This window comes from Pseudomonas sp. Teo4 (assembly GCF_034387475.1).
Lineage (GTDB): Bacteria > Pseudomonadota > Gammaproteobacteria > Pseudomonadales > Pseudomonadaceae > Aquipseudomonas.
Genome location: NZ_JAXCIL010000001.1, coordinates 2,093,351 through 2,112,416 on the forward strand (window position 1 = coordinate 2,093,351; position 19,066 = coordinate 2,112,416).

Here is a 19,066-nt window from a genome sequence, read left to right on the forward strand (position 1 = left end):
GACTTTCCTCTGCTTACAACACGGCTTGCAGTTGCGGCACGACCTCGAACAGGTCACCCACCAGGCCGTAGTCGGCCACCTGGAAGATCGGCGCTTCTTCATCCTTGTTGATCGCCACGATCACCTTGGAATCCTTCATGCCCGCCAGGTGCTGGATCGCACCCGAGATGCCGACGGCAATGTACAGCTGCGGCGCGACGATCTTGCCGGTCTGGCCGACCTGCATGTCGTTGGGCACGAAGCCTGCGTCGACTGCGGCGCGCGACGCCCCCACGGCAGCACCGAGCTTGTCGGCGAGGCTGTACAAAAGGCTGAAGTTGTCGCCGTTCTGCATGCCCCGGCCACCGGACACCACGATCTTGGCGGCGGTCAGCTCCGGTCGGTCGGACTTGGCCAACGCTTCACCGACAAAGGCAGATACCCGCGCATCGAATGCACTGGCCAGTACCTCGACGCTGGCCGCGCCACCTTCGCTACTGGCGGCATCGAAACCTGTGCTACGCACGCTCAACACCTTCACTGGCGCGCTGGATTGCACGGTGGCGATGGCATTGCCGGCGTAGATCGGGCGTTTGAAGGTGTCGGGGCTGACCACTTCGATGATCTCGGAGATCTGGTCCACGTCCAGCTGCGCGGCAACCCGTGGCAGGTAGTTCTTGCCCTGAGTGGTGGCCGGGGCCAGCACGTGGCTGTAGCCGCCCGCCAGGGAAACCACCAGCGGCGCGATGTTCTCCGGCAACTGGTGCGCGTATGCCGCGTGGTCGGCCACCAGTACTTTGCTCACACCGGCCACTTGTGCGGCAGCTTCGGCGACAGCGCCAACGTTGCTACCGGCCACCAGCACGGTGATGTCGCCGCCAATCTGCAGCGCAGCGGTGATCGTGTTGAGGGTCGCGGCACCCAGGGCGCCATTGGAGTGTTCAGCAACAACCAGGATAGCCATCAGATCACCTTCGCTTCGTTCTTGAGTTTCTCGACCAGTTCAGCCACCGACTTGACCTTGATGCCCGCGCTGCGAGCAGCCGGTGCTTCGACCTTGAGAGTCTTGGTGGTGGAGACAGTGGCAACGCCCAGCGCATCTGGAGTCACGGTCTCCAGCGGCTTCTTCTTGGCCTTCATGATGTTCGGCAGCGACGCGTAGCGCGGCTCGTTCAAGCGCAGGTCGGTGGTGACGATCGCCGGCAGGTTCAGGGCGACGGTCTGCAGGCCGCCATCGACTTCGCGGGTGACGTTCAACGTGTCGCCCGCCACCTCGACCTTGGAGGCGAAAGTGCCCTGGGCGTATCCGGTCAGCGCGGCCAGCATCTGACCGGTCTGGTTGTTGTCGCTGTCGATGGCCTGCTTGCCAAGGATCACCAGCTGCGGCTGCTCTTTGTCGACGATGGCCTTGAGCGCCTTGGCGATGGCCAGCGAGCCCAGTTCGGCATCGGTTTCGACCAGCACGGCGCGGTCGGCGCCCAGCGCCAGGGCGGTACGCAGTTGTTCCTGCGCCGAGCCCGGCCCCACGGACGCCACCACCACTTCAGTGGCAACCCCTTGCTCCTTCAGGCGCACCGCTTCTTCCACGGCGATTTCGCAGAACGGGTTCAGGGCCATCTTCACATTGGCCAGGTCCACGCCAGTCTGGTCGGCCTTGACCCGGACCTTGACGTTGTAATCGACCACGCGCTTTACCGCGACGAGGATTTTCATGTTTAGAGCTCTCCAACAGGGGCGGAACGGGAAAGGATGCGGCGGGCGCGCTCGATCAGCGGGCGATCGACCATCGCCCCATCGACCTGCACGGCACCGCCGTCGCGTACGGCTTCCAGGACCCGACAGGCCCAGTTCAAGGTTTGCGCATCCGGCAAGAACGCCTCGGTGATTGGCGCAATTTGGCGGGGGTGGATCGCCAGCTTGCCGGCAAAACCCAGGTTGCTGGCGGTCAGGGCGTCCTGATGCACCGGCGCCGGGTCGTCGAAGCTGGGGGTGACGCCATCGAGCGGTGCCGGCAGCCCGGCCAGCCGCGACTGCAACACCAGGGCGCTGCGCATATACGCCAGCGCCTCCCAGCTCGGCTGACAGCCCAGGTCCAGGGCCAGGTCAAGCGAACCAAACGCGGCCTGGACCACACCCGATTCACGCAGCAAACCACCCAGGTCGGCGAAGGCCCCAGCGGTTTCCACCAGGGCGATCACCGGCACCTGGCGCCCGAGCAGGTAGTGCACCAGGCGGATGTCTGCGGCACTTTCGGCCTTGGCCAGCATGAGCGCATCGAAACGCGCCTCACGCAGGGCCGCCAGGTCGGCCTGGAAGTCCGGCGTACTGGCCGCGTTGATGCGCACGATCACCGTCACACCGTCGATGCCGTGGTTGGCCACCGCCTCGCGGGCGGCAGCCCGTTTGCTGGCGCCCACCGCGTCCTCCAGGTCGAGGATCACCGCATCGGCACCGCTCGCGGCGGCCTTGGCGAACCGTTCAGGCCGGTCGCCCGGCACGAACAGCGGCGCCATGGGAGGCTGGAAATCGGTCAACATGTCGCGCTCGCCTCCATGTTCAGGTTGCCGTCGGCATCCTGGGTCCAGGCCAGCAGGCTGTCGCCCTGCGCTTTCCACGACACCGCGGCGCGGAATACCCGCCCCGCGATCAGCGGTACCTGGCCGCGATAGGCAAAGCGCGCCGGTACACGACCGGCGTGCCGAGCCGCCAGGTTGAACAGCAGGCTGGCTTGTAGAGGCCCGTGCACCACCAGCCCCTGGTAGCCCTCCACCTCGGTGGCGTAAGGCAGGTCGTAATGGATACGGTGGGCATTGAAGGTCAGCGCCGAATAACGCATCAGCAGAGTGGGTGGCGTCTCCACCCAACGCTGCAATTCGCCCGCACGCTCCGGGCCACCGGCCGACGCTGCTGCGCCCTCGGCTGGCCCGCGATAGACGATGTCCTGGCGTTCACGAATGGCCAGCACACCTTCGCAGGACAACTCATGCTCGACGGTGACGAAGCACAGTTTGCCGCTACGCCCTTCCTTGAAGCGGATGTCGCGGATGGTCGACAGGCGCTGGATCGGCTTGCCGATGGGCAGCGGGGCCAAGGTTTGAACCTCGCCACCGGCCCACATGCGCCGAGGCAGCAACACCGGCGGCAGAAAGCCACCGCGGCGCGGATGACCATCCTCGCCCAACTCGGCCATGCTCGCCGCTGCCGGGCTAGGCGCCAGACACCAGTGCAGGCCTGGCGGGGCGAACCCCTCGGACTCCCACAGGTGCGGCGCCAGCGTGGCCTGGTAGGCTTCGAGCATCTGTGGCGTGATGACCGCCTCGCAGCGTTCCTGACGCCCCAGCCACTCTTGCAGTTGACCCAGATCGTTATCGCTCATGACCCTGGCCTCAGTAGGAACGCGGCATGCCCAGCACGTGCTCGGCGACGTAGCTGAGGATCAGGTTGGTGGAGATCGGCGCCACCTGGTACAGGCGGGTCTCGCGGAACTTGCGCTCCACGTCGTATTCCTCGGCGAAGCCGAAGCCGCCGTGGGTCTGCAAGCAGGCGTTGGCCGCTTCCCAGGACGCATCGGCGGCCAGCATCTTGGCCATGTTGGCCTCGGCGCCGCAGTCCTGGCCGGCTTCGTACTTGGCCAGCCCTTCACGCACCATCAGCTCGGCGGCGCGCATCTGCGCATAGGCTTTGGCGATGGGGAACTGCACGCCCTGGTTCTGGCCGATGGCGCGACCGAAGACCTTGCGGTCGTTGGCGTAATCCACCGCCCGGCGGATGAACCACTTGGCATCGCCGATACATTCGGAGGCGATCAGCAGGCGTTCGGCGTTCATACCCGAGAGGATGTAGCGAAAACCCTTGCCCTCCTCGCCCACCAGGTTGGCCGCTGGCACTTCCATGTTGTCGAAGAACACTTCGCAGCTGTTGTGGTTCATCATCGTGCGGATGGGCTGGATGGTCAGGCCGTTGCCCAGCACCTGGCGCATGTCGACGATGAAGGTCGACAGGCCATCGGTCTTTTTCGCCACCTGGTCACGCGGCGTGGTGCGGGCCAACAGCAGCATGAGGTCGGAATGTTCGGCACGGCTGGTCCAGACCTTCTGGCCGTTGACGATGAACTTGTCACCCTCACGACGGGCAAAGGTGCGCAATGAAGTGGTATCGGTGCCGCTGGTGGGTTCGGTGACACCAAAGGCCTGTAAGCGCAGCTCGCCACTGGCCACCCCCGTCAGGTACTGGGCCTTCTGCTCATCGGAGCCATGGCGCAGCACGGTGCCCATGGTGTACAGCTGGGCATGGCAGGCCGCGCCGTTGCAACCGGTTTCCTGGATGGTTTCAAGGATCGCGGCGGCGGCCGACAGGCCTAGTCCGGAACCACCATATTCTTCAGGGATGAGTACCGAGAGGAAACCCGACTCGGTCAGGGCGTTGACGAACTCGGTGGGGTAACCGCGCACTTCGTCCAGCTTGCGCCAGTACTCGCCTGGGAAGCGTGCGCACAGCTTGCGAACTTCTTCGCGGATTTCCGGGTAGCTTTCTTGTGGGTTGTTGTAGCTCATCGACTCGACCTCGTGATGACGCATGTAGGGCAATCGGGTTGTGTTGCCGCCACCGGCCTCATCGCCGGCAAGCCGGCTCCCACACCAGCGCTGCAATTCCTGGGAGTTGCGCTGTACAGGTGGGAGCTGGCATGCCGACGACGCGGCACGTCAGCGACGCTTGGTGACAGGGATACGCGTCAGACCGGGTCCCAGCAGAACACGTCGGCGCTGACTTGCAGCGGGGTGAAGGAGCCCGACAGCGCCGGCATGCCGTGCTCGGCGATGGCCTGTGGTGTCCAGCCCTCACCCTGCTGCACCGAGCGCACCGGGCGGTTCTGGCTCATCAGCAGGATCTCGTTGCGGCGCACGGTGAACACCTGCCCGTTAACGTCCTTGGCCTGGTCGGACAGCAGGTACACCGCCAGCGGCGCGTTCTTTTCCGGGGTCATCTGTTTCAGGCGCTCGACCCGGGCTTTCTCTTCCGGCGTCACATCCGGGATGGCGCTGGTCATGCGGCTCCAGGCGAATGGCGCCAGGCAGTTGGAGCGCACGTTGTAGCGCTGCATGTCCAGGGCGATGGACTTGCTCAGCGCCACCATGCCCAGCTTGGCCGCCGAATAGTTGGCCTGGCCGACGTTGCCGATCAGCGCCGAGGTGCTGACCATGTGCACGAAGGCGCCGCTGTTCTGCGCACGGAAGCGTTCGGCCGCAGCGCGGCTGACGTAGAAGCTGCCGTTCAGGTGCACGTTGATCACCGATTGCCAGTCCTCGACGCTCATCTTGTGGAAGATCACGTCGCGGATGATCCCGGCGTTGTTCACCACGCCATCGATGCGGCCGAAGCTGTCCATGGCGCAGGCGATGATGTTCTGCGCGCCGTTCCAGTCGGCGACGCTGTCGGTGTTGATCACCGCGCGCCCACCAAGGCCCTCGATCAGTCTCAGGGTTTCCTGGGCCGGGGTGGACGAACCACCCTCGCCGCCCAGGGACACACCCACGTCATTGATCACCACCGAGGCGCCGGCACGCGCCATTTCCACCGCGATGGCTCGGCCAATGCCGCCACCGGCACCGGTGACCACCACTACTTTGTTGTCGAGCATGTCGTTCTCTCCGTCGTTCGCTTACAGGCCGAGCATCGCCTTGGCCAGGATGTTGCGCTGGATCTCCGAGCTGCCGCCGTAGATGGTCGCGGGGCGTGCCTGGAGGAACAGGCCGGTGGGGTTCAAGTTGCCGTTGCCTTCGATCGGCTCCAGATAGGCGGCGTACTCGCCGCTGATCTCCAGCATGTAATCGGTGATGCGCTGGAACAGCTCGGTCTGGTGCACCTTGAGCAGCGACACGTCGGCGCCCAGGTTCTCGCCACGGCGCAGGCGCTCGGCGAAGGTCTCGAACAGCAGCTTGTGGTCGTCCAGGTCCAGGCGCAGGCGGGTCAGGCGGTCGCGGAAACCGGGCTCGTCGTTCAGGCCCAGGTGCTCACCGAGAATTTCCAGGCGGGTCAGCGCGTTGGCCGATTGCTTGGGCGAACCGAGGAAGATCCGCTCGAAGCCCAGCAGCGCCTTGGCCATGGTCCAGCCGGCGTTCATCTCGCCGACCAGGTTGGCCTTGGGCACGCGCACATCGTCGAAGAACACCTCGCACAGCTCGTCGTGCAGGTCGAGGTTGAGGATCGGCCGCACAGTCACACCGGGGCTGTCCATCGGCACCAGCACGAAACTGATGCCTTCTTGTTTCTTCGCTGTCTTGTCAGTGCGCACCAGCATGAAGATCCAGTCGGCGTCGGTGGCCAGGGTGGTCCAGATCTTCTGGCCGTTGATCACCCACTCGTCACCGTCGAGTAGCGCTTCGGTGCGCAGGCTGGCCAGGTCAGAGCCGGCGTTCGGCTCGCTGTAGCCCTGGCACCAGATGTGCTCGCCGCTGAGGATGCGCGGCAGGAAATACTGCTGTTGCTCAGGCGAGCCGTAGCGGATCAGCAACGGGCCAAGCAGCATGATGCCGTGGTCCGGGGTGCGGGCCACGCCGTGGTTCTCGAACTCTTCGGTGTAGATCAGCTGCTTGGCCGCCGACAGGCCCATGCCGCCGAATTCGCGGGGCCAGCCTGGGCACAGCCAGCCGTGCGCGGAGAGGGTCATGTACCAGTCCTTGACCTCTTCCCAATGCAGGCGCTTGGGCAGGTCGCGCAGCTCGTCCGGGAAGTGGGCGAGCAGGAACTCGCGTACGGTCTGGCGGAACGCGTCGTCGCTCAGGGCGTTGAAATCGGGCAGTTGCGGTTTGTCGCTCATGGTCGGGTCCTCAGGCACTGGCCAGGCGTGGCATGCAGGCGTCGTAGCGGCGACGGTGCTGGTCGGATGACCCATACAGGTTGGCCAGGGTCATGGCCTTGCGCAGGTACAGGCCGACGTCGCATTCGTCGGTGTAACCGATGGCGCCGTGCAGCTGGACCGCCTGGCGGGTCACCAGCAAAGCGGCGTCGGCGGCGCGGGCCTTGGCCCGGGAAACGGCGGCGCGACGTTGGGTAGCCGGCGCGCCGGCATCGCAGGTGGCCGCGGCCGCTTCGAGGCTGGCGCGCCATAGCGCCAGTTGCAGCTTGAGGTCCACGGCGCGGTGTTGCAGGGCCTGGAAGTTGCCGATGGTCTGGCCGAACTGCTTGCGGGTGCGCAGGTAGTCCAGGGTAAGAGCGAAGGCCTGTTCGGCGGCGCCCAGCAGGTAGGCGGCGGTACCCAGCATGGCTTCATCGAGGGCATCCGACAGGGCCTGGGCCGGCAGCGGCAAGGTCTCGGCCGGGGCATTGTCCAGATGCAGATGGCCGAAATGGCCACCGTCCTGGGTGGTGACGATGTCCAGGCTCACGCCGGGCGCCTTGGCGTCCACCAGGGCCAGCCCCTCTGGCGTGCTGACCAGGAAACCATCCGCCGCGCCCGCCATGGGAATGCACAGTTTTCGCCCGGTGACGCGGCCATCACGCAGGCGGGTCCAGCCTTCGGCGGTATCCAGGCTGTCGACTTCCTCCTGCAGGGCCGGCAGCAGCAGGCGCTCGCCACTCAACTGCGCGGCCAGTTGCTCGCCATCGAGCAGGCGTGCGGCCAGCACCGCCGGCACGAAGGGCTCGGGCAGCAAGGCGGCGCCGAACACTTCCAGCAACGCGCAGTACTCGGCCATGCCCAGGCCAATACCGCCCTGAGCCTCGGGCACGGACAGGCCCAACCAGCCGTTTTCGGCCATCTCACGCCATACCGCCCCATCGACTCCGGGCACCTCATAGCGCAGCCCACGCACCCGGCCCAGCTCGCTGGCAGGTGCGAACGCGGCTGCGCTATCGCGAATCATGCGGATGTTTTCCAAACGTTCTTCAGACGAATGCATCTCGGTCTCCTGGTTGCCCGGCAGTCACCCGGCAACATGTGTCGTCGGCAGCGAAGTCGTCACAGCCTTGGACCAATATTTCGCCATATGAAATACCATTTCAATAGATGACTCCCTGCTGGCAGGGGTTTTCGGAAGGGCAATTCGGCTTCGTTCCGAGCAATGGAATTTGCCCATCGCCTGCCCTGCGAAAACGACAACGCCTTGCTCCAGGCAAGGCGTTGAAGGGCACCACTGAGCGCGACAGCGAGAACGCGTCAGGCAGCGAACAGCGCTGTCAGGTCGGTCACCTGCGCTTGCAACGGCAGCTCACGCAACGTCGCCAGCAAGGCCCGGGCACGCTGCTCGCCGAGCACCTCGGTGGTCAGCTCCATGAACTTGGCATCCTGCTGGGCCTCGGACATGGGGTTCTCCAGCGAGCCAATGGGCTGCTCGACGAACAGGTGCTGCTGGGTATCGTCGGTGAACGTCAGGGTCAGGTCGGCGACGAACTTTCCGGGGTAGCGCTGTTCGATCTCGGGTGACTCGCTGATGCGGATGGCGCGGGCCACTTCCAGCACGGGCGCCATGTCGACCTTGCCCGCCAGGTAGTCACGGTGCACCGCATAGCCATTGCCCTGGCCCAACAGCGCGAAGGCTATCTGTACCGGCAGGCTGAACTGCACATGCTCGATGTTGGCCGGCGAGTAGGCATTGGCATTGGCGTTGCCCACGACCGTGTTGAACGCCGGGTGGATACGCGCATGCACTTCACGGATACGCTCCAGTTGCCCCGCATACGGCGTCAACGCATCGATGTAGGCATGGGTGCAATAGCAGGCGCAGTAGGCCTTGAGCCAGACGTTGCCGATTTCGAACGGCTGGTCCAGGCCGAAACGCGCCTCGGCGCCTTCGCCTGGCCCGCGCTGCACGAAGGTACGCAAGAAGCCTTTGTTGCCGGTCAGGAAGGCCCTTGGCCCGGTGATGCCCGCCGCAGCCATGCTGGCAGCGACCATGCCGTTGCGCGTGCCGATACCCGCATGCACCCGCTTGATCGAGCCACCCGTGGAGGTGTACTCGGTGGTGCCTCCCGCATGGCTCAAGGCGATGGCCAAGGCATGCAAGGTGGTTTCAGCATCGAAGCCACGCAGCTTGGCCGCCACCGCTGCAGCGCCGAAGTTCGACAGCACCGCGTGGGGTTGATAACCCCGTTTGAGCAGTTCCGGTGCGGCCAACATGCCGATACGGGCATAGACCTCGTAACCGGCAACCATGGCGGTGATCACTTCCTCGAGCGTCGAGCCCAGTTCTTCGCCGATCGCCAGGGCTGCGGGAATCACGCAGCTGCCTGGGTGGCTGGCACTGGTTGCATGGGCGTCGTCGTATTCGAAGCCATGACCATAGGCCCCATTGACGAAGGCGGCATCGGCAGCACTCATGCGCAGGTCGCTGGCGGCCACACGGCTGTTGCCCGGGGCATGCTGGGCACGCACGAAGTCCAGCACCTGCCGTGACCATGGCATCTGCGCGGTGCCGACCTGCAGGGCGACCTGGTCGCGCAACAGGCGGCTCACGCCGGCCAGCGCAGCCTTGTCCAGGTGCTCGTAACGCAGTTGCTGGATCAGTTGAACCACGGCCTGTTCCAGGCTCGGGCAGTTTTCAAGGGTTTGCTTGTCAGCTTGGCTCATGTGAAGTCCGTTCCTTTGTTGTCATTACCCTGAACAGGGTCAGAAAAGAAACACGCCCTTGCCGCCCGCCTGGCCATCGAAATGGCGGTAGGCTTCGACGGCCTGGTCCAGGCGCCAGTGGTCGGTGAACAATTTGTCCACCTCCACGCCATGGCGGGCGATGAACTGCGCGCATTCGTTCATGCCGGCCTGGGAGAAGGTGTACGAACCGATTACCGTGCGTTGACGGCCAATCAGGTCCTTCATGGCATCCACATTCAGGTTGCCGCCAATCGCCACCAGGGCGATCCGTCCCCAGGTCGCGGTGCAGCGCACCGCCTGCTGGCGTGGCGCCTCGCCGCCAGCGCAGTCCATGGAGCAAGACACGCCCTTGCCGCGGGTGATGCGCATGATCTCCTCGACCGCGTCCACCTGGCTGCCGTCGACCACATGGGTCGCCCCTAGCGCCTTGGCCCGGGCAATGCGCTCGGCGCTGATGTCCACGCCAATCACTTCGACCCCCATGGCCGCCGCCAACTGCACGGCGGACAGCCCCACCGGCCCCAGGCCGAACACCGCCAGGGTGTCGCGGGCACTGATGTCCAGGCGCAGCAGCGCGCCATAGGCGGTACCGGTGCCACAGGCGATCGCGGCACCACCGGCGAAGGTGATCTCGTCGGGCAGGTGCACCAGGCAGGACGCCGGGGTTTTCATGTAGTCGGCATGGCTGCCGTGGGCGATGACCCCGTGCACCGTGGCGCCGTGATCACACAGCTGGGTCCAGCCGGTACGGCAGGAGTCGCAGCACGTGCAGCCTTCGTAGTGGAACACCATGACCCGGTCGCCAATCTTGAAACGCGTCGGGTCGATCCCGGCGCCAATAGCGACGATCTCGCCGCAGGGCTCATGCCCGCCAATGATGGGCTGGGTTTCGTCGATGCCACGGGAGGCCAAGTCCTTGAAGCCCAGCGAACGAATGATCTGCACAGGGTCGTGCCGATAAAAATGCAGGTCACTGCCGCACATGCCTGATGCCCGCATGCGGATCACGGCCTCGCCCGGCCCCGGGGTGGGGTCGGCAAAGTCGAGGATCTCCAGCTTGCGGTCGCCTCTGAATACAACGCCACGCATAATCTTCTCCGGTAATCGCTCTTGTACTTGTTCTGTTCCGAATGCCTGTGTCGCAGCCACGGTGGCTTACATGCGCAGCATCACGGCCTTGACCTGGGTGTAGGCGTCGATCGACTCCTGGCCAAACTCGCGGCCCCAGCCAGACTGCTTGTAGCCGCCGAACGGCATGGCCGGGTCGGCTTCGCCATAGGTGTTGATCCACACCCGCCCTGCCTTGAGCGCACGCACCACCTTGTGCGCCCGGCCGATGTCACGGGTCCAGACCGCAGCCGACAGGCCGTAGCTGGTGTCATTGCCTTGTAGCACCGCGTCTTCTTCATCATCGAAGGCGATCACCGACAGCACCGGCCCGAAGATCTCTTCCTGGGCGATGCGCATGCGGTTGTTCACCTGGCCGAACACGGTCGGCTCGACGAAATAGCCAGCGCCAGACCATGGGGCACCGCCCAGACGCAGTTGCGCGCCCTCCTCCTGGCCTGCGTCGATGTACGAACGCACGCGGTCGCGCTGCTTGGCCGAAATCAGCGGGCCGAGCTTGGTGTCGGCAGCCAGCGGGTCGCCGACCTTGAAGGTGGCCGCCAGGCTGGCCACGCGCTCCAGCACCTCGTCATACACCGCGCGCTGCACGAACAGCCGGGTCCCGGCCGAACACACCTGGCCGGAGTTGCCGCAGAAGGTCTTGACCGCCGCCTGCACCGCCTTTTCCAGGTCGGCGTCGGCGAACACGACGTTGGGCGCCTTGCCGCCCAGTTCCAGGGTGACCTTCTTCAAGTTCGAGGTGGAGGCCTGCACGATCTGCTTGCCCACGGCGGTGGACCCGGTGAAGGCGATCTTGTCCACATCCTGGTGCAGCGACAACGCGGCGCCCGCGGTGTGGCCAAACCCCGGCAGCACGTTGATCACGCCCGGTGGCAGGTCGGTTTCCTGAATCAGTTCGGCCAGCCGCAATGAGCTCAGCGAGGCCAGGTCCGCCGGCTTGAGCACCAGGGTATTGCCACAGCACAAGGCGTTGGCCAGCTTGATCGAGGCCATCAGCACCGGGACGTTCCAGGGGATGATCTGCCCGCACACACCCAACGGCTCGCGCAGGGTATAGACGAAACCGGTGGCGTCGGAAGGAACGGTGCTGCCATGGATTTTCGAGCACCAGCCGGCGTAGTAACGGAAGATGTCCGCCGCGGCGGTGGCGGCGGCCTTGGCGTACCACAGCGGCATGCCGTTATCGAGGGTTTCGATGGCGGCCAGTTCATCGGCATGGCGATCGATCTGCTCGGCGATGCGCAGCAGCATGCGGGTGCGCGCATGGGACGAAATACCGCTCCAGGCGGCATTTTCAAAGGCCTTGCGCGCAGCGACCACGGCCGCATCGACATCGGCGCTGTCGGCTTCGGCAATCCGGCACAGCAGTTGTTCGGTGGCCGGGTTGAGGGTTTCGAAGGTGCTGCCCGAGGCGGCATCCTGCCACCTGCCGCCGATCAGCAGCCGCTTGTGCCCGGAAGCGATCCAGGCGCGGGCGCTGGCGACGCCGGCGTTCGGGTTGAGGGGGTCGGTACTCATGCATTTCTCCTTGCCTGAATGGAATGCGGGGCCTGCCACGGCCGATCCATGGCAGGCGTATCTGGCGTGTGTCGGCGAGGCTCAGGCAGCAGGGACATCCACGCGGGTGGACAGCACCTGGCTGAGCGGATTGTTGCGACGCACTTCGGGGTCGAATTCGGCTGGCGTCACGCACATGAACAACGTGCGGCCATCGGCGCCACCCAGGGCGCAGGAGTAGCAGTTCAGATCGCCGGTCTGTACTTCATCGACGATCTCGCCGCCCGGCATCACGCGCAGGGCTCGGGTCTTGGTGAAATCGGCCACCCAGATGGCGCCCTCGGCATCGACCGAGGCAATGCCATCGCTGGCGACCACGATCTCGCCCATGGCCTTGAAGATATCCTCGTTCTGGGGAATCGGGCCGAAACGCGCCCAGTCGCGGCGGGCGGACAACGAGCCGTCGGCCTGGATGTCGAAGGCCGACATGCGGTTGCCGAATGACTCGGCCACTACCAGGGTCTTGCCGTCAATCACCGTAGAGCCGTTGGGGAAATGCAGCGGCTCGCTGACCACGGTCACGCTGCCGTCCGGGTCGACGCGCACCAGCCTCGCGGGCCGACGGGGTGCGAAGCGCATCACGTCGAAGCCCAGGTTGCCGACCCAGGCGCGGCCTTGCGCGTCCACCACCATGTCGTTGGGCTCGAACTCCTGGTGCGGGCCGAGTTCGGCATGCACCACCAGGCTGCCGTCGTGCTCGCGGCGCAACAGGCGACGGTCATGCATGGACACCACCAGCAGGCGTCCATCGGGCAACCAGCCGATGCCCGACGGGCAACCCGGCACCTCGGCTTCCTTGCGCAGCTCGGTGCCATCGTCGTTTACCGAGTACACGGCGAACGAGTACAGGTCACTGAACCAGAAACGTCCCTGATACCAGCGTGCGCCTTCGGTGTGGGTCAGGCCATCGAGCAGTACAGACAGTTTTCTCATGACGCGTTCTCTTGTTTGTCTTGTCGAACATCATGTCGGGCCGACCTGCTCGTGCTTGCGGCAGGTTCGACGCGCGTGGACTCATTGCAGCCCTGGCGGGCGTTGCGGGCAAGCAGGCAAGGCTGCTTGTCCCGTACTTCGGAAAGTGCTTGGCAATGCTGCTCGCCGGTCAGAACACATGCAGGTAGCGCAGGCGCAGCTGCTGGCTCATCTTGAAGCCGTTCTCCACATCAAGATCACGGAACAGGCCGACCATGAACTGGTCAGCCGGTGTCAGCATGGTGCTGCCCTGAATGTAGAAACCGCGGGTCTTGACCTGGTCGCCCTGCAACTGCCCGTCGACTTCGGTTTCGCCACCCTGGTCGAAATACACGCCCACGCCCAGCTGGGATGCGCCGGGGTCGTTGAACAGGTAGGTCACCCCGCCCTTGGCCTCGTACCAGGGGCGTTGGCGGCGTGTGAGCTTGTCCGGGCCGTATTCGTCGTTCTTGCCGTAGAAGTCGGCTTCCAGCAACACGTCCAGGTCGAAGTGTTCGCCCAGACCACGCTGGTAGCCCAGCTGCAACACCGCCTTCCAGCGGTTTTCACCCGGGTTGAGAAAGTCCTTGTGGTCGTACTCGCCCAGCGGCAGGTACAGCCAAGGGCCGATGGTCAGGTACTCGCGGTTCGCCCGGTCGACATGCAGCCAGAACGGGATGCCGATGAAGGGGTCGCCCATGCCGGCGGTGTGGTCCAGCCCTGCGACGTTGTCCGGCGACATGTTCTGGTGGGTCAGGATCAAGGACGGGTTGATGATGAACGAGTCTCCCACCTGGGTCGGGTGGGCATACCGCAGGATGGTCGTGTTGACATCGAGCTTGGCGCGGTTGTCGATGATCTGGCTGTTCTTGTACATGTCCGAGTTCTTCGAATTGATCATGTACAGCGCCATCAGGTCATGGCCGGGCATGGGGGCGGCGAAGTCACCGATATCGGCGCCCAGGGCATGGGCCCTGGAAATCGGCCAGAGCAGGCATATCGGCACCAGCAGCATGGCCAGCAGGGGGTACAACGCGCGCAGGGTAAACTCCCGCACGTCAGGGCGATTGAGCATGGGAACATCTCCACTTTTTATTGTTGTTCTGAAGCGAGGCACCCTACGGGTGGATGGCCTGGTTCGATGCCGTGGCCGGCATTGCGTCGGCGTCAGGGCCAGTCAAAGGCAGATGCCCCGGCAAGGCAAGCAGCGGCCGCCGGGGGTTCCGTACAGTGAGAGCAGAGCGTGTAAATGCGCGTCGAGGTTCAGCTGCACGCCGCTGCTTGCTAAGATCGCCGCACTCCCTTGCCCTGCCCCGGACTGCCTGTGAACACACCTGCCAAGCCCTCGTTCAAACCCGTTGAAGCCGTTGCCCGAGCCCTGAAAGTGCTGCGCGTGGTCAGCGAGGAACGCCAGGCCACGGTGGCGTCGATCCACCGCAAGACCGGCCTGGACAAAGCCACCATCGTGCGCATGCTCGAGACCCTGCATCACGAAGGGTACGTGACCAAGGACACGGAGCGGGCGCAGTACTCGGTGACCGCCCGGACCTTGCTGTTGAGCCAGGGATACGAGAAATCGCGCTGGCTTGCCGGCGTCGCCGAACCGAGCCTGGCGCGCTTTCGCAATACCATCGGCTGGCCTTCGGACATCGCGGTGTTCGATGTCGATGCCATGGTGGTGCTGCAGACCTCGCGGGAAAGCGGTGGGCCCTTGTCGTTCAATCGCCGCCCAGGGTTTCGCTCACCCATGCTGGCCACCTCGATCGGCATTGCCTACCTGGCGTTCTGCCCGGCCGATGAACGCCAGCGGATCATCGGGCAACTGGCAGCCGTGGACGAACCCTGGAACCAGTTGGCCCGCGAACCGCAGCGGCTCGATGCGCTTCTCGAACACACACGTAAGGACGGTTTCGCGGTAATGAGCGATGACTACAGCGAGCAGGTGTTCGCCGGCAATGTCTGGGCCATGGGCGTGCCGGTGATGCACGACGGCGAGCTGTTCGCGGCCTTGAACGTGATGATGCTCAAGAATGCGGTCAGCCTGCCTGAGGCCCGCAAGAAGATCCTCGGGCCGCTGCGGCAGGTGGCGGATGAAATTGCCAGGGAACTGGCCGCAGCGAGGGACTGAACCCGATCAGGGCCGCGATCTTCAGCGGTGCTCAGACCGTACCATTGGCACGCAGCGCCTCGATCTGGCCCAGCGAGAACCCGAACTCACGCAGCACCTCCTCGGTATGCTCGCCGCTGAGCGGCGCATGCTTGCGAATCGCCAGCGGCGTGCGTGACAGGCTCACCGGAGCGGCAACATAAGGCACCTCTGGCTCGACCCCTGGATGGCGCAAGCGCACGAACGCGCCGCTCTCGGCAATGGCCGGGTCGCTGTTGACCTCGGCAGGGGAATACACAGGCCCTGCCGGGATCTTGGCCTTGGCCAGTTCGTCCAGGGCCTGCTCCCTGGAGCGCCCCGCGCACCACTCGCCCATCAGCCCCGACAGCACCTCACCATGCTGCCCACGCAGTTCATCGTCGGCAAAGCGCGGGTCATCAAGCAGCTCCGGCTGCCCCATGATCTTCGCCCAGCGGCGGAACATGGCCGGGCCAATGACCTGGACGATGATCCAGCCATCGCGGGTACGGAAGATATCCGATGGCCCGTAGCTCTGGCTGCGGTTGCCCGTGGCCTGGCGCTGCAGGCCCAGCACCTGCTCCTCGATCAGGTAACCGCTCGAGAAGTTCAGGGCTGTCTGCAACAACGAGGCGCCCACTTGCTGGCCCTGGCCACTGCGCTCGCGCTCATAGAGGGCAGCCACTGCCCCCAGGGCACAGGCGATGCCGGTGCAGTAATCCACCACCGGCAGCATCGACTTGATGGGCTGCTCGGGATAACCGGACAAGTACACCCCGCCACTCATGACCTGCCCCACACCGTCGAAGCCGATCTTCTCGCGCAGCAATGCGCTGTCGCCGAACGCCGAAGGCGCAACCAGCACGATATCCGGCTTGATCGCCTTGAGCGTTTCGTAGTCGAGCCCCAGGTTGGCCAAGGTCGGCGCTGGCATGTTGGCGATCACCACATCGGCATCCGCCACCAGGCGCCGGACGATGGCCCGCCCTTCTTCACTGGCGATCTCCAGGGTGAGCGAGCGCTTGTTGCGGTTCGACTGCAGGAACACCGCACCATCGCCCTGCTCGGTGACTGGCATGACGAAACGGTCCTCACTACCACCGACCCGGTCGATACGGATCACGTCCGCGCCCATGTCGGCCAGCAGCGCACCGCAGAACGGCCCCGCGATGTATCGCCCGAAGTCGAGCACCCTGATTCCAGCTAGCACTTGCGCCATAGAAGTCTCTCTTGCTCTTCGTTGAATGGCCGGCCCCGTCAGAAGGGGCCTTCCAGATCCTGTAGCAGCTGTTCAAGTTCCGGGGCGGCTTCCAGCAAAGCCTTGCCCATGGTGCTGCGCACTTTCGCGAAATCCGCCCCGACCACGGCGGCCCCGCAGTTGAGACCCATCACGGTGCCCTGGCGGCCAACCTTTATCGGGCAACCAATGCCGTAGGTGTCACGCTGATAACCACCGACCACCAGGCAACAACCGGTATCGGCCAGTTCACCAAAGCTGGCGTCGATGTCCTCGCGCACCTTGGCGAAACCCGGCCCCATGTATAGCGCCATGCGCTCGATCAAGGCCTCGCGCTGATCCGCCGGCAGCCCCCACAGATAACCGCGGCCGATCGCGGTGGTGGCCATGGGCAGCATCGACCCCACGCCCAGGCGCAAGGTGGCGATGTTGCGACCCGAGCAGTAGGTGATGTAGAGCATCTCCAACTGATCGGGCATGGCCAGGGCCACCGAAACGTTGAGGCGGTCAGCCAGCGCCTGCATGAACGGCTGGGCGCGCTGCACCAAGGCACTGGACTCCAGGAATGCCTGGCCGATACCCAGCGGCCCGGTGCTCAGTTCGAACTGCCGGCCACCGCTTGCGTGCTGCAGAAAGCCGGAGAACATCAAGGTGGTGGTCAGCCGCGAGACCGTCGACTTGGGCAACCCGGTGCGGGCGACGATCTCGGCATTGGACAGCGGTGCACGCTCGCCGCGGAACGCACGCAACACCTGCAGCCCCCGGCTGACGGTTAGCAGTGCATCGGCACTGTCGTGATCGAAGGTCATGGCCGTACTCCGTCGATGGGGCCGCTGGAGTCATCCAGCGAGCGTCTGATCTGGTTGGCCAGGGCCAACAATTGCGGGCCCAGCTCACGCGCCACCCGCGCCTTGGTCATCTGCCCCAGCGAACCCAGGCAGGTCAGCACGAACAGGCCGCGCCCAGGCAGGCTGAGGGGCACCGAGATGATCCCAAGGTCGCGCTCCCACTTGCTCAGCGAGTAGCAAAAGCCCATGGCGCGCAGTTGCCGGATCGCCTCGCTGAGGCTCGGCTCCGGTTCTTTCCAGCCATCGGGCATGCGCCGCGCGATGTTTTCCAGCAGGTAGGCACGCTCCAAGGGCGGCAGCGAAGCCAGCAAGGTGACGCCCATCTGGGTCGAGGAAATGGCAATGCGCGTGCCGACATTCAGGCCGTTGCGCCGGAAGCTGCCATTACCGGTACAACTTTCCAGGGCAATCAGGTCCAGGCGGTCGCGCATGGCCAGCAGCACCGTGACATTGTTGGCACAGGCGAAGCGCACCAGGTCTTCGCGCACCAGGCGTTGCACGTCGGAGTGCGAGGTGGCGGCATACCCGAGCGACAGCACCGCTGCCGCCAGGCGATACTGGCGCAGGCTGGCGTTGTAGTTGAGAAAGCCCAGTGACACCAGCGTACGCAGGAAACGGCTGACCGTTGAAGCCGGCAAACCAGTACGCTCGGCGATGTCCTTGTTGCCCAGCCAGCCGTCATGGGCGCTGAAGGCCGACAGCACCTCCAGCGCCCGCACCACTGGCATGACCATGCCCGACCTCGGCAGCTGGGGTTCACGCAGGCTCAGCAAGGCTTCATGGTGCAGCTCGCCGCTCAAGGGTTCGGCCTTGGTCATGACGGTATCTCCTACACGTCGGTGTTGTCCGGGAACTTCGGCGCGCGCTTCTCCCGATAGGCGCGCACGCCCTCCTTCACTTCCTCGCCACCGAAGCCGAGCATCTCCAGGGCCAATGAGGCGTCGAAGATCGGCCCGGCCTGGCGCAGCCAGTTATTGAGCGAGTATTTGGTCCAGCGAATCGCCGACTGGGCACCCTCGGCCAGGCGTGTGGCCACTTCAAGGGCGCGGGTCTGCAGTTGCTCGGAATCGACGCACAGCGACACCAGGCCAATGCGCTCGGCCTCCTCGCCATTGAGCGATTCGCACAGCATCAGGTGATACTTGGCCTTGGCCATGCCGCACAGCAGCGGCCAGACGATGGCGGCATGGTCGCCAGCGGCGACGCCCAGGCGGGTGTGGCCATCGACGATCTTGGCGTCCTTCGCGGCGATGGAAATATCCGCCAGCAAGGCCGCCACCAGGCCGGCGCCGACTGCCGGACCATGGATCGCCGAAACGATCGGCTTGTTGCAGTTGATGATGTTGTAGACCAGGTCCTTGGACTCGCGCCACACGCGGCAGCGGTACTCGAACGACTCGATCATGCCCTCGACGATCTGGAAATCGCCGCCAGCGGAAAACGCTTTGCCAGCGCCGCAGATGATCACTGCGTTGACGCTGTCGTCAGCTTCGATGTCGCGCCATACACGGGTCAGCTCGGCGTGTCCGGCTTCGTCCAGCGCATTGAGGCGCTCGGGCCGGTTCAGCGTGATGCGCAGCACCCGCGGGGCTGGGCGGTCGAACGCCAGTCGCTGGTAGTCGGCGTAATCAATCGGTTTGTGCATGTTGGTATTC

Annotated in this window: 18 protein-coding genes; 1 reads left to right on the plus strand and 17 read right to left on the minus strand. The window is 64.9% G+C overall.

Going from position 1 to position 19,066, the window contains the following annotated elements; translation table 11 throughout:
• Positions 1 to 13 precede the first annotated feature (13 nt).
• The 13 genes from PspTeo4_RS09565 to PspTeo4_RS09625 all read right to left on the minus strand — a co-directional run bounded on the left by PspTeo4_RS09565 (position 14) and on the right by PspTeo4_RS09625 (position 14,276).
• On the minus strand, positions 14 to 943 hold the full coding sequence (locus PspTeo4_RS09565) for an electron transfer flavoprotein subunit alpha/FixB family protein (RefSeq protein ID WP_322363454.1): 930 nt from the start codon (positions 941 to 943) through the stop codon (positions 14 to 16).
• A complete protein-coding gene (locus PspTeo4_RS09570; RefSeq protein WP_322363456.1) occupies positions 943 to 1,692 on the minus strand; it encodes an electron transfer flavoprotein subunit beta/FixA family protein in 750 nt (249 codons plus the stop codon). The genes PspTeo4_RS09565 and PspTeo4_RS09570 overlap by 1 nt, the downstream gene beginning before the upstream one ends.
• A gap of 2 nt (positions 1,693 to 1,694) precedes the next feature.
• Complete coding sequence (locus tag PspTeo4_RS09575; RefSeq protein ID WP_322363457.1) at positions 1,695 to 2,516, minus strand: CoA ester lyase; 822 nt, start codon at positions 2,514 to 2,516, stop codon at positions 1,695 to 1,697.
• Positions 2,510 to 3,355 carry an FAS1-like dehydratase domain-containing protein gene (locus PspTeo4_RS09580; RefSeq protein ID WP_322363458.1) on the minus strand — a complete coding sequence of 282 codons (846 nt, stop codon included), beginning with the start codon at positions 3,353 to 3,355 and terminating at the stop codon, positions 2,510 to 2,512. Before PspTeo4_RS09580 ends, PspTeo4_RS09575 begins: the two co-directional genes overlap by 7 nt.
• A gap of 10 nt (positions 3,356 to 3,365) precedes the next feature.
• A complete protein-coding gene (locus PspTeo4_RS09585; protein ID WP_322364832.1) occupies positions 3,366 to 4,532 on the minus strand; it encodes an acyl-CoA dehydrogenase family protein in 1,167 nt (388 codons plus the stop codon).
• A gap of 179 nt (positions 4,533 to 4,711) precedes the next feature.
• Entirely contained in the window at positions 4,712 to 5,617 is a 906-nt protein-coding gene (locus PspTeo4_RS09590; protein ID WP_322363459.1) for an SDR family NAD(P)-dependent oxidoreductase, read from the minus strand.
• Between the two features lie 21 nt (positions 5,618 to 5,638).
• Positions 5,639 to 6,778 carry an acyl-CoA dehydrogenase family protein gene (locus PspTeo4_RS09595; RefSeq protein ID WP_322364833.1) on the minus strand — a complete coding sequence of 380 codons (1,140 nt, stop codon included), beginning with the start codon at positions 6,776 to 6,778 and terminating at the stop codon, positions 5,639 to 5,641.
• A gap of 28 nt (positions 6,779 to 6,806) precedes the next feature.
• Complete coding sequence (locus PspTeo4_RS09600) at positions 6,807 to 7,877, minus strand: acyl-CoA dehydrogenase family protein (protein WP_322363460.1); 1,071 nt, start codon at positions 7,875 to 7,877, stop codon at positions 6,807 to 6,809.
• A 257-nt stretch (positions 7,878 to 8,134) separates the two neighbouring features.
• Positions 8,135 to 9,544 (minus strand): MmgE/PrpD family protein, encoded by a 1,410-nt coding sequence (locus PspTeo4_RS09605; protein WP_322363461.1) that lies wholly within the window; start codon positions 9,542 to 9,544, stop codon positions 8,135 to 8,137.
• A gap of 39 nt (positions 9,545 to 9,583) precedes the next feature.
• Positions 9,584 to 10,654, minus strand: a complete 1,071-nt coding sequence (locus PspTeo4_RS09610; RefSeq protein ID WP_322363462.1) for a zinc-binding dehydrogenase — start codon at positions 10,652 to 10,654, stop codon at positions 9,584 to 9,586.
• Between the two features lie 66 nt (positions 10,655 to 10,720).
• Positions 10,721 to 12,211, minus strand: coding sequence for an aldehyde dehydrogenase family protein (locus tag PspTeo4_RS09615; RefSeq protein WP_322363463.1), 1,491 nt, complete (start codon positions 12,209 to 12,211; stop codon positions 10,721 to 10,723).
• A gap of 81 nt (positions 12,212 to 12,292) precedes the next feature.
• The gene (locus PspTeo4_RS09620) at positions 12,293 to 13,183 is read right to left on the minus strand and encodes an SMP-30/gluconolactonase/LRE family protein (protein WP_322363464.1); all 891 of its coding nucleotides are present in this window, start codon (positions 13,181 to 13,183) and stop codon (positions 12,293 to 12,295) included.
• 169 nt (positions 13,184 to 13,352) lie between these two features.
• A complete protein-coding gene (locus PspTeo4_RS09625; RefSeq protein ID WP_322363465.1) occupies positions 13,353 to 14,276 on the minus strand; it encodes a transporter in 924 nt (307 codons plus the stop codon).
• Between the two features lie 249 nt (positions 14,277 to 14,525).
• Between PspTeo4_RS09625 and PspTeo4_RS09630 the strand changes: the two genes are divergently transcribed.
• On the plus strand, positions 14,526 to 15,329 hold the full coding sequence (locus tag PspTeo4_RS09630; protein WP_322363466.1) for a helix-turn-helix domain-containing protein: 804 nt from the start codon (positions 14,526 to 14,528) through the stop codon (positions 15,327 to 15,329).
• Positions 15,330 to 15,360: 31 nt separating this feature from the next.
• Here PspTeo4_RS09630 and PspTeo4_RS09635 read toward each other — a convergent pair whose 3' ends face one another.
• Genes PspTeo4_RS09635 through PspTeo4_RS09650 form a run of 4 tightly spaced genes read right to left on the minus strand, consistent with a single transcriptional unit; the run spans position 15,361 to position 19,056 of the window.
• Entirely contained in the window at positions 15,361 to 16,545 is a 1,185-nt protein-coding gene (locus tag PspTeo4_RS09635) for a CoA transferase (RefSeq protein WP_322363467.1), read from the minus strand.
• 38 nt (positions 16,546 to 16,583) lie between these two features.
• Positions 16,584 to 17,372, minus strand: a complete 789-nt coding sequence (locus PspTeo4_RS09640; RefSeq protein WP_322363468.1) for an IclR family transcriptional regulator — start codon at positions 17,370 to 17,372, stop codon at positions 16,584 to 16,586.
• A complete protein-coding gene (locus tag PspTeo4_RS09645; protein WP_322363469.1) occupies positions 17,369 to 18,229 on the minus strand; it encodes an IclR family transcriptional regulator in 861 nt (286 codons plus the stop codon). Before PspTeo4_RS09645 ends, PspTeo4_RS09640 begins: the two co-directional genes overlap by 4 nt.
• Before the next feature lie 11 nt (positions 18,230 to 18,240).
• Complete coding sequence (locus tag PspTeo4_RS09650) at positions 18,241 to 19,056, minus strand: enoyl-CoA hydratase/isomerase family protein (protein WP_322363470.1); 816 nt, start codon at positions 19,054 to 19,056, stop codon at positions 18,241 to 18,243.
• Between the last annotated feature and the right edge of the window lie 10 nt (positions 19,057 to 19,066).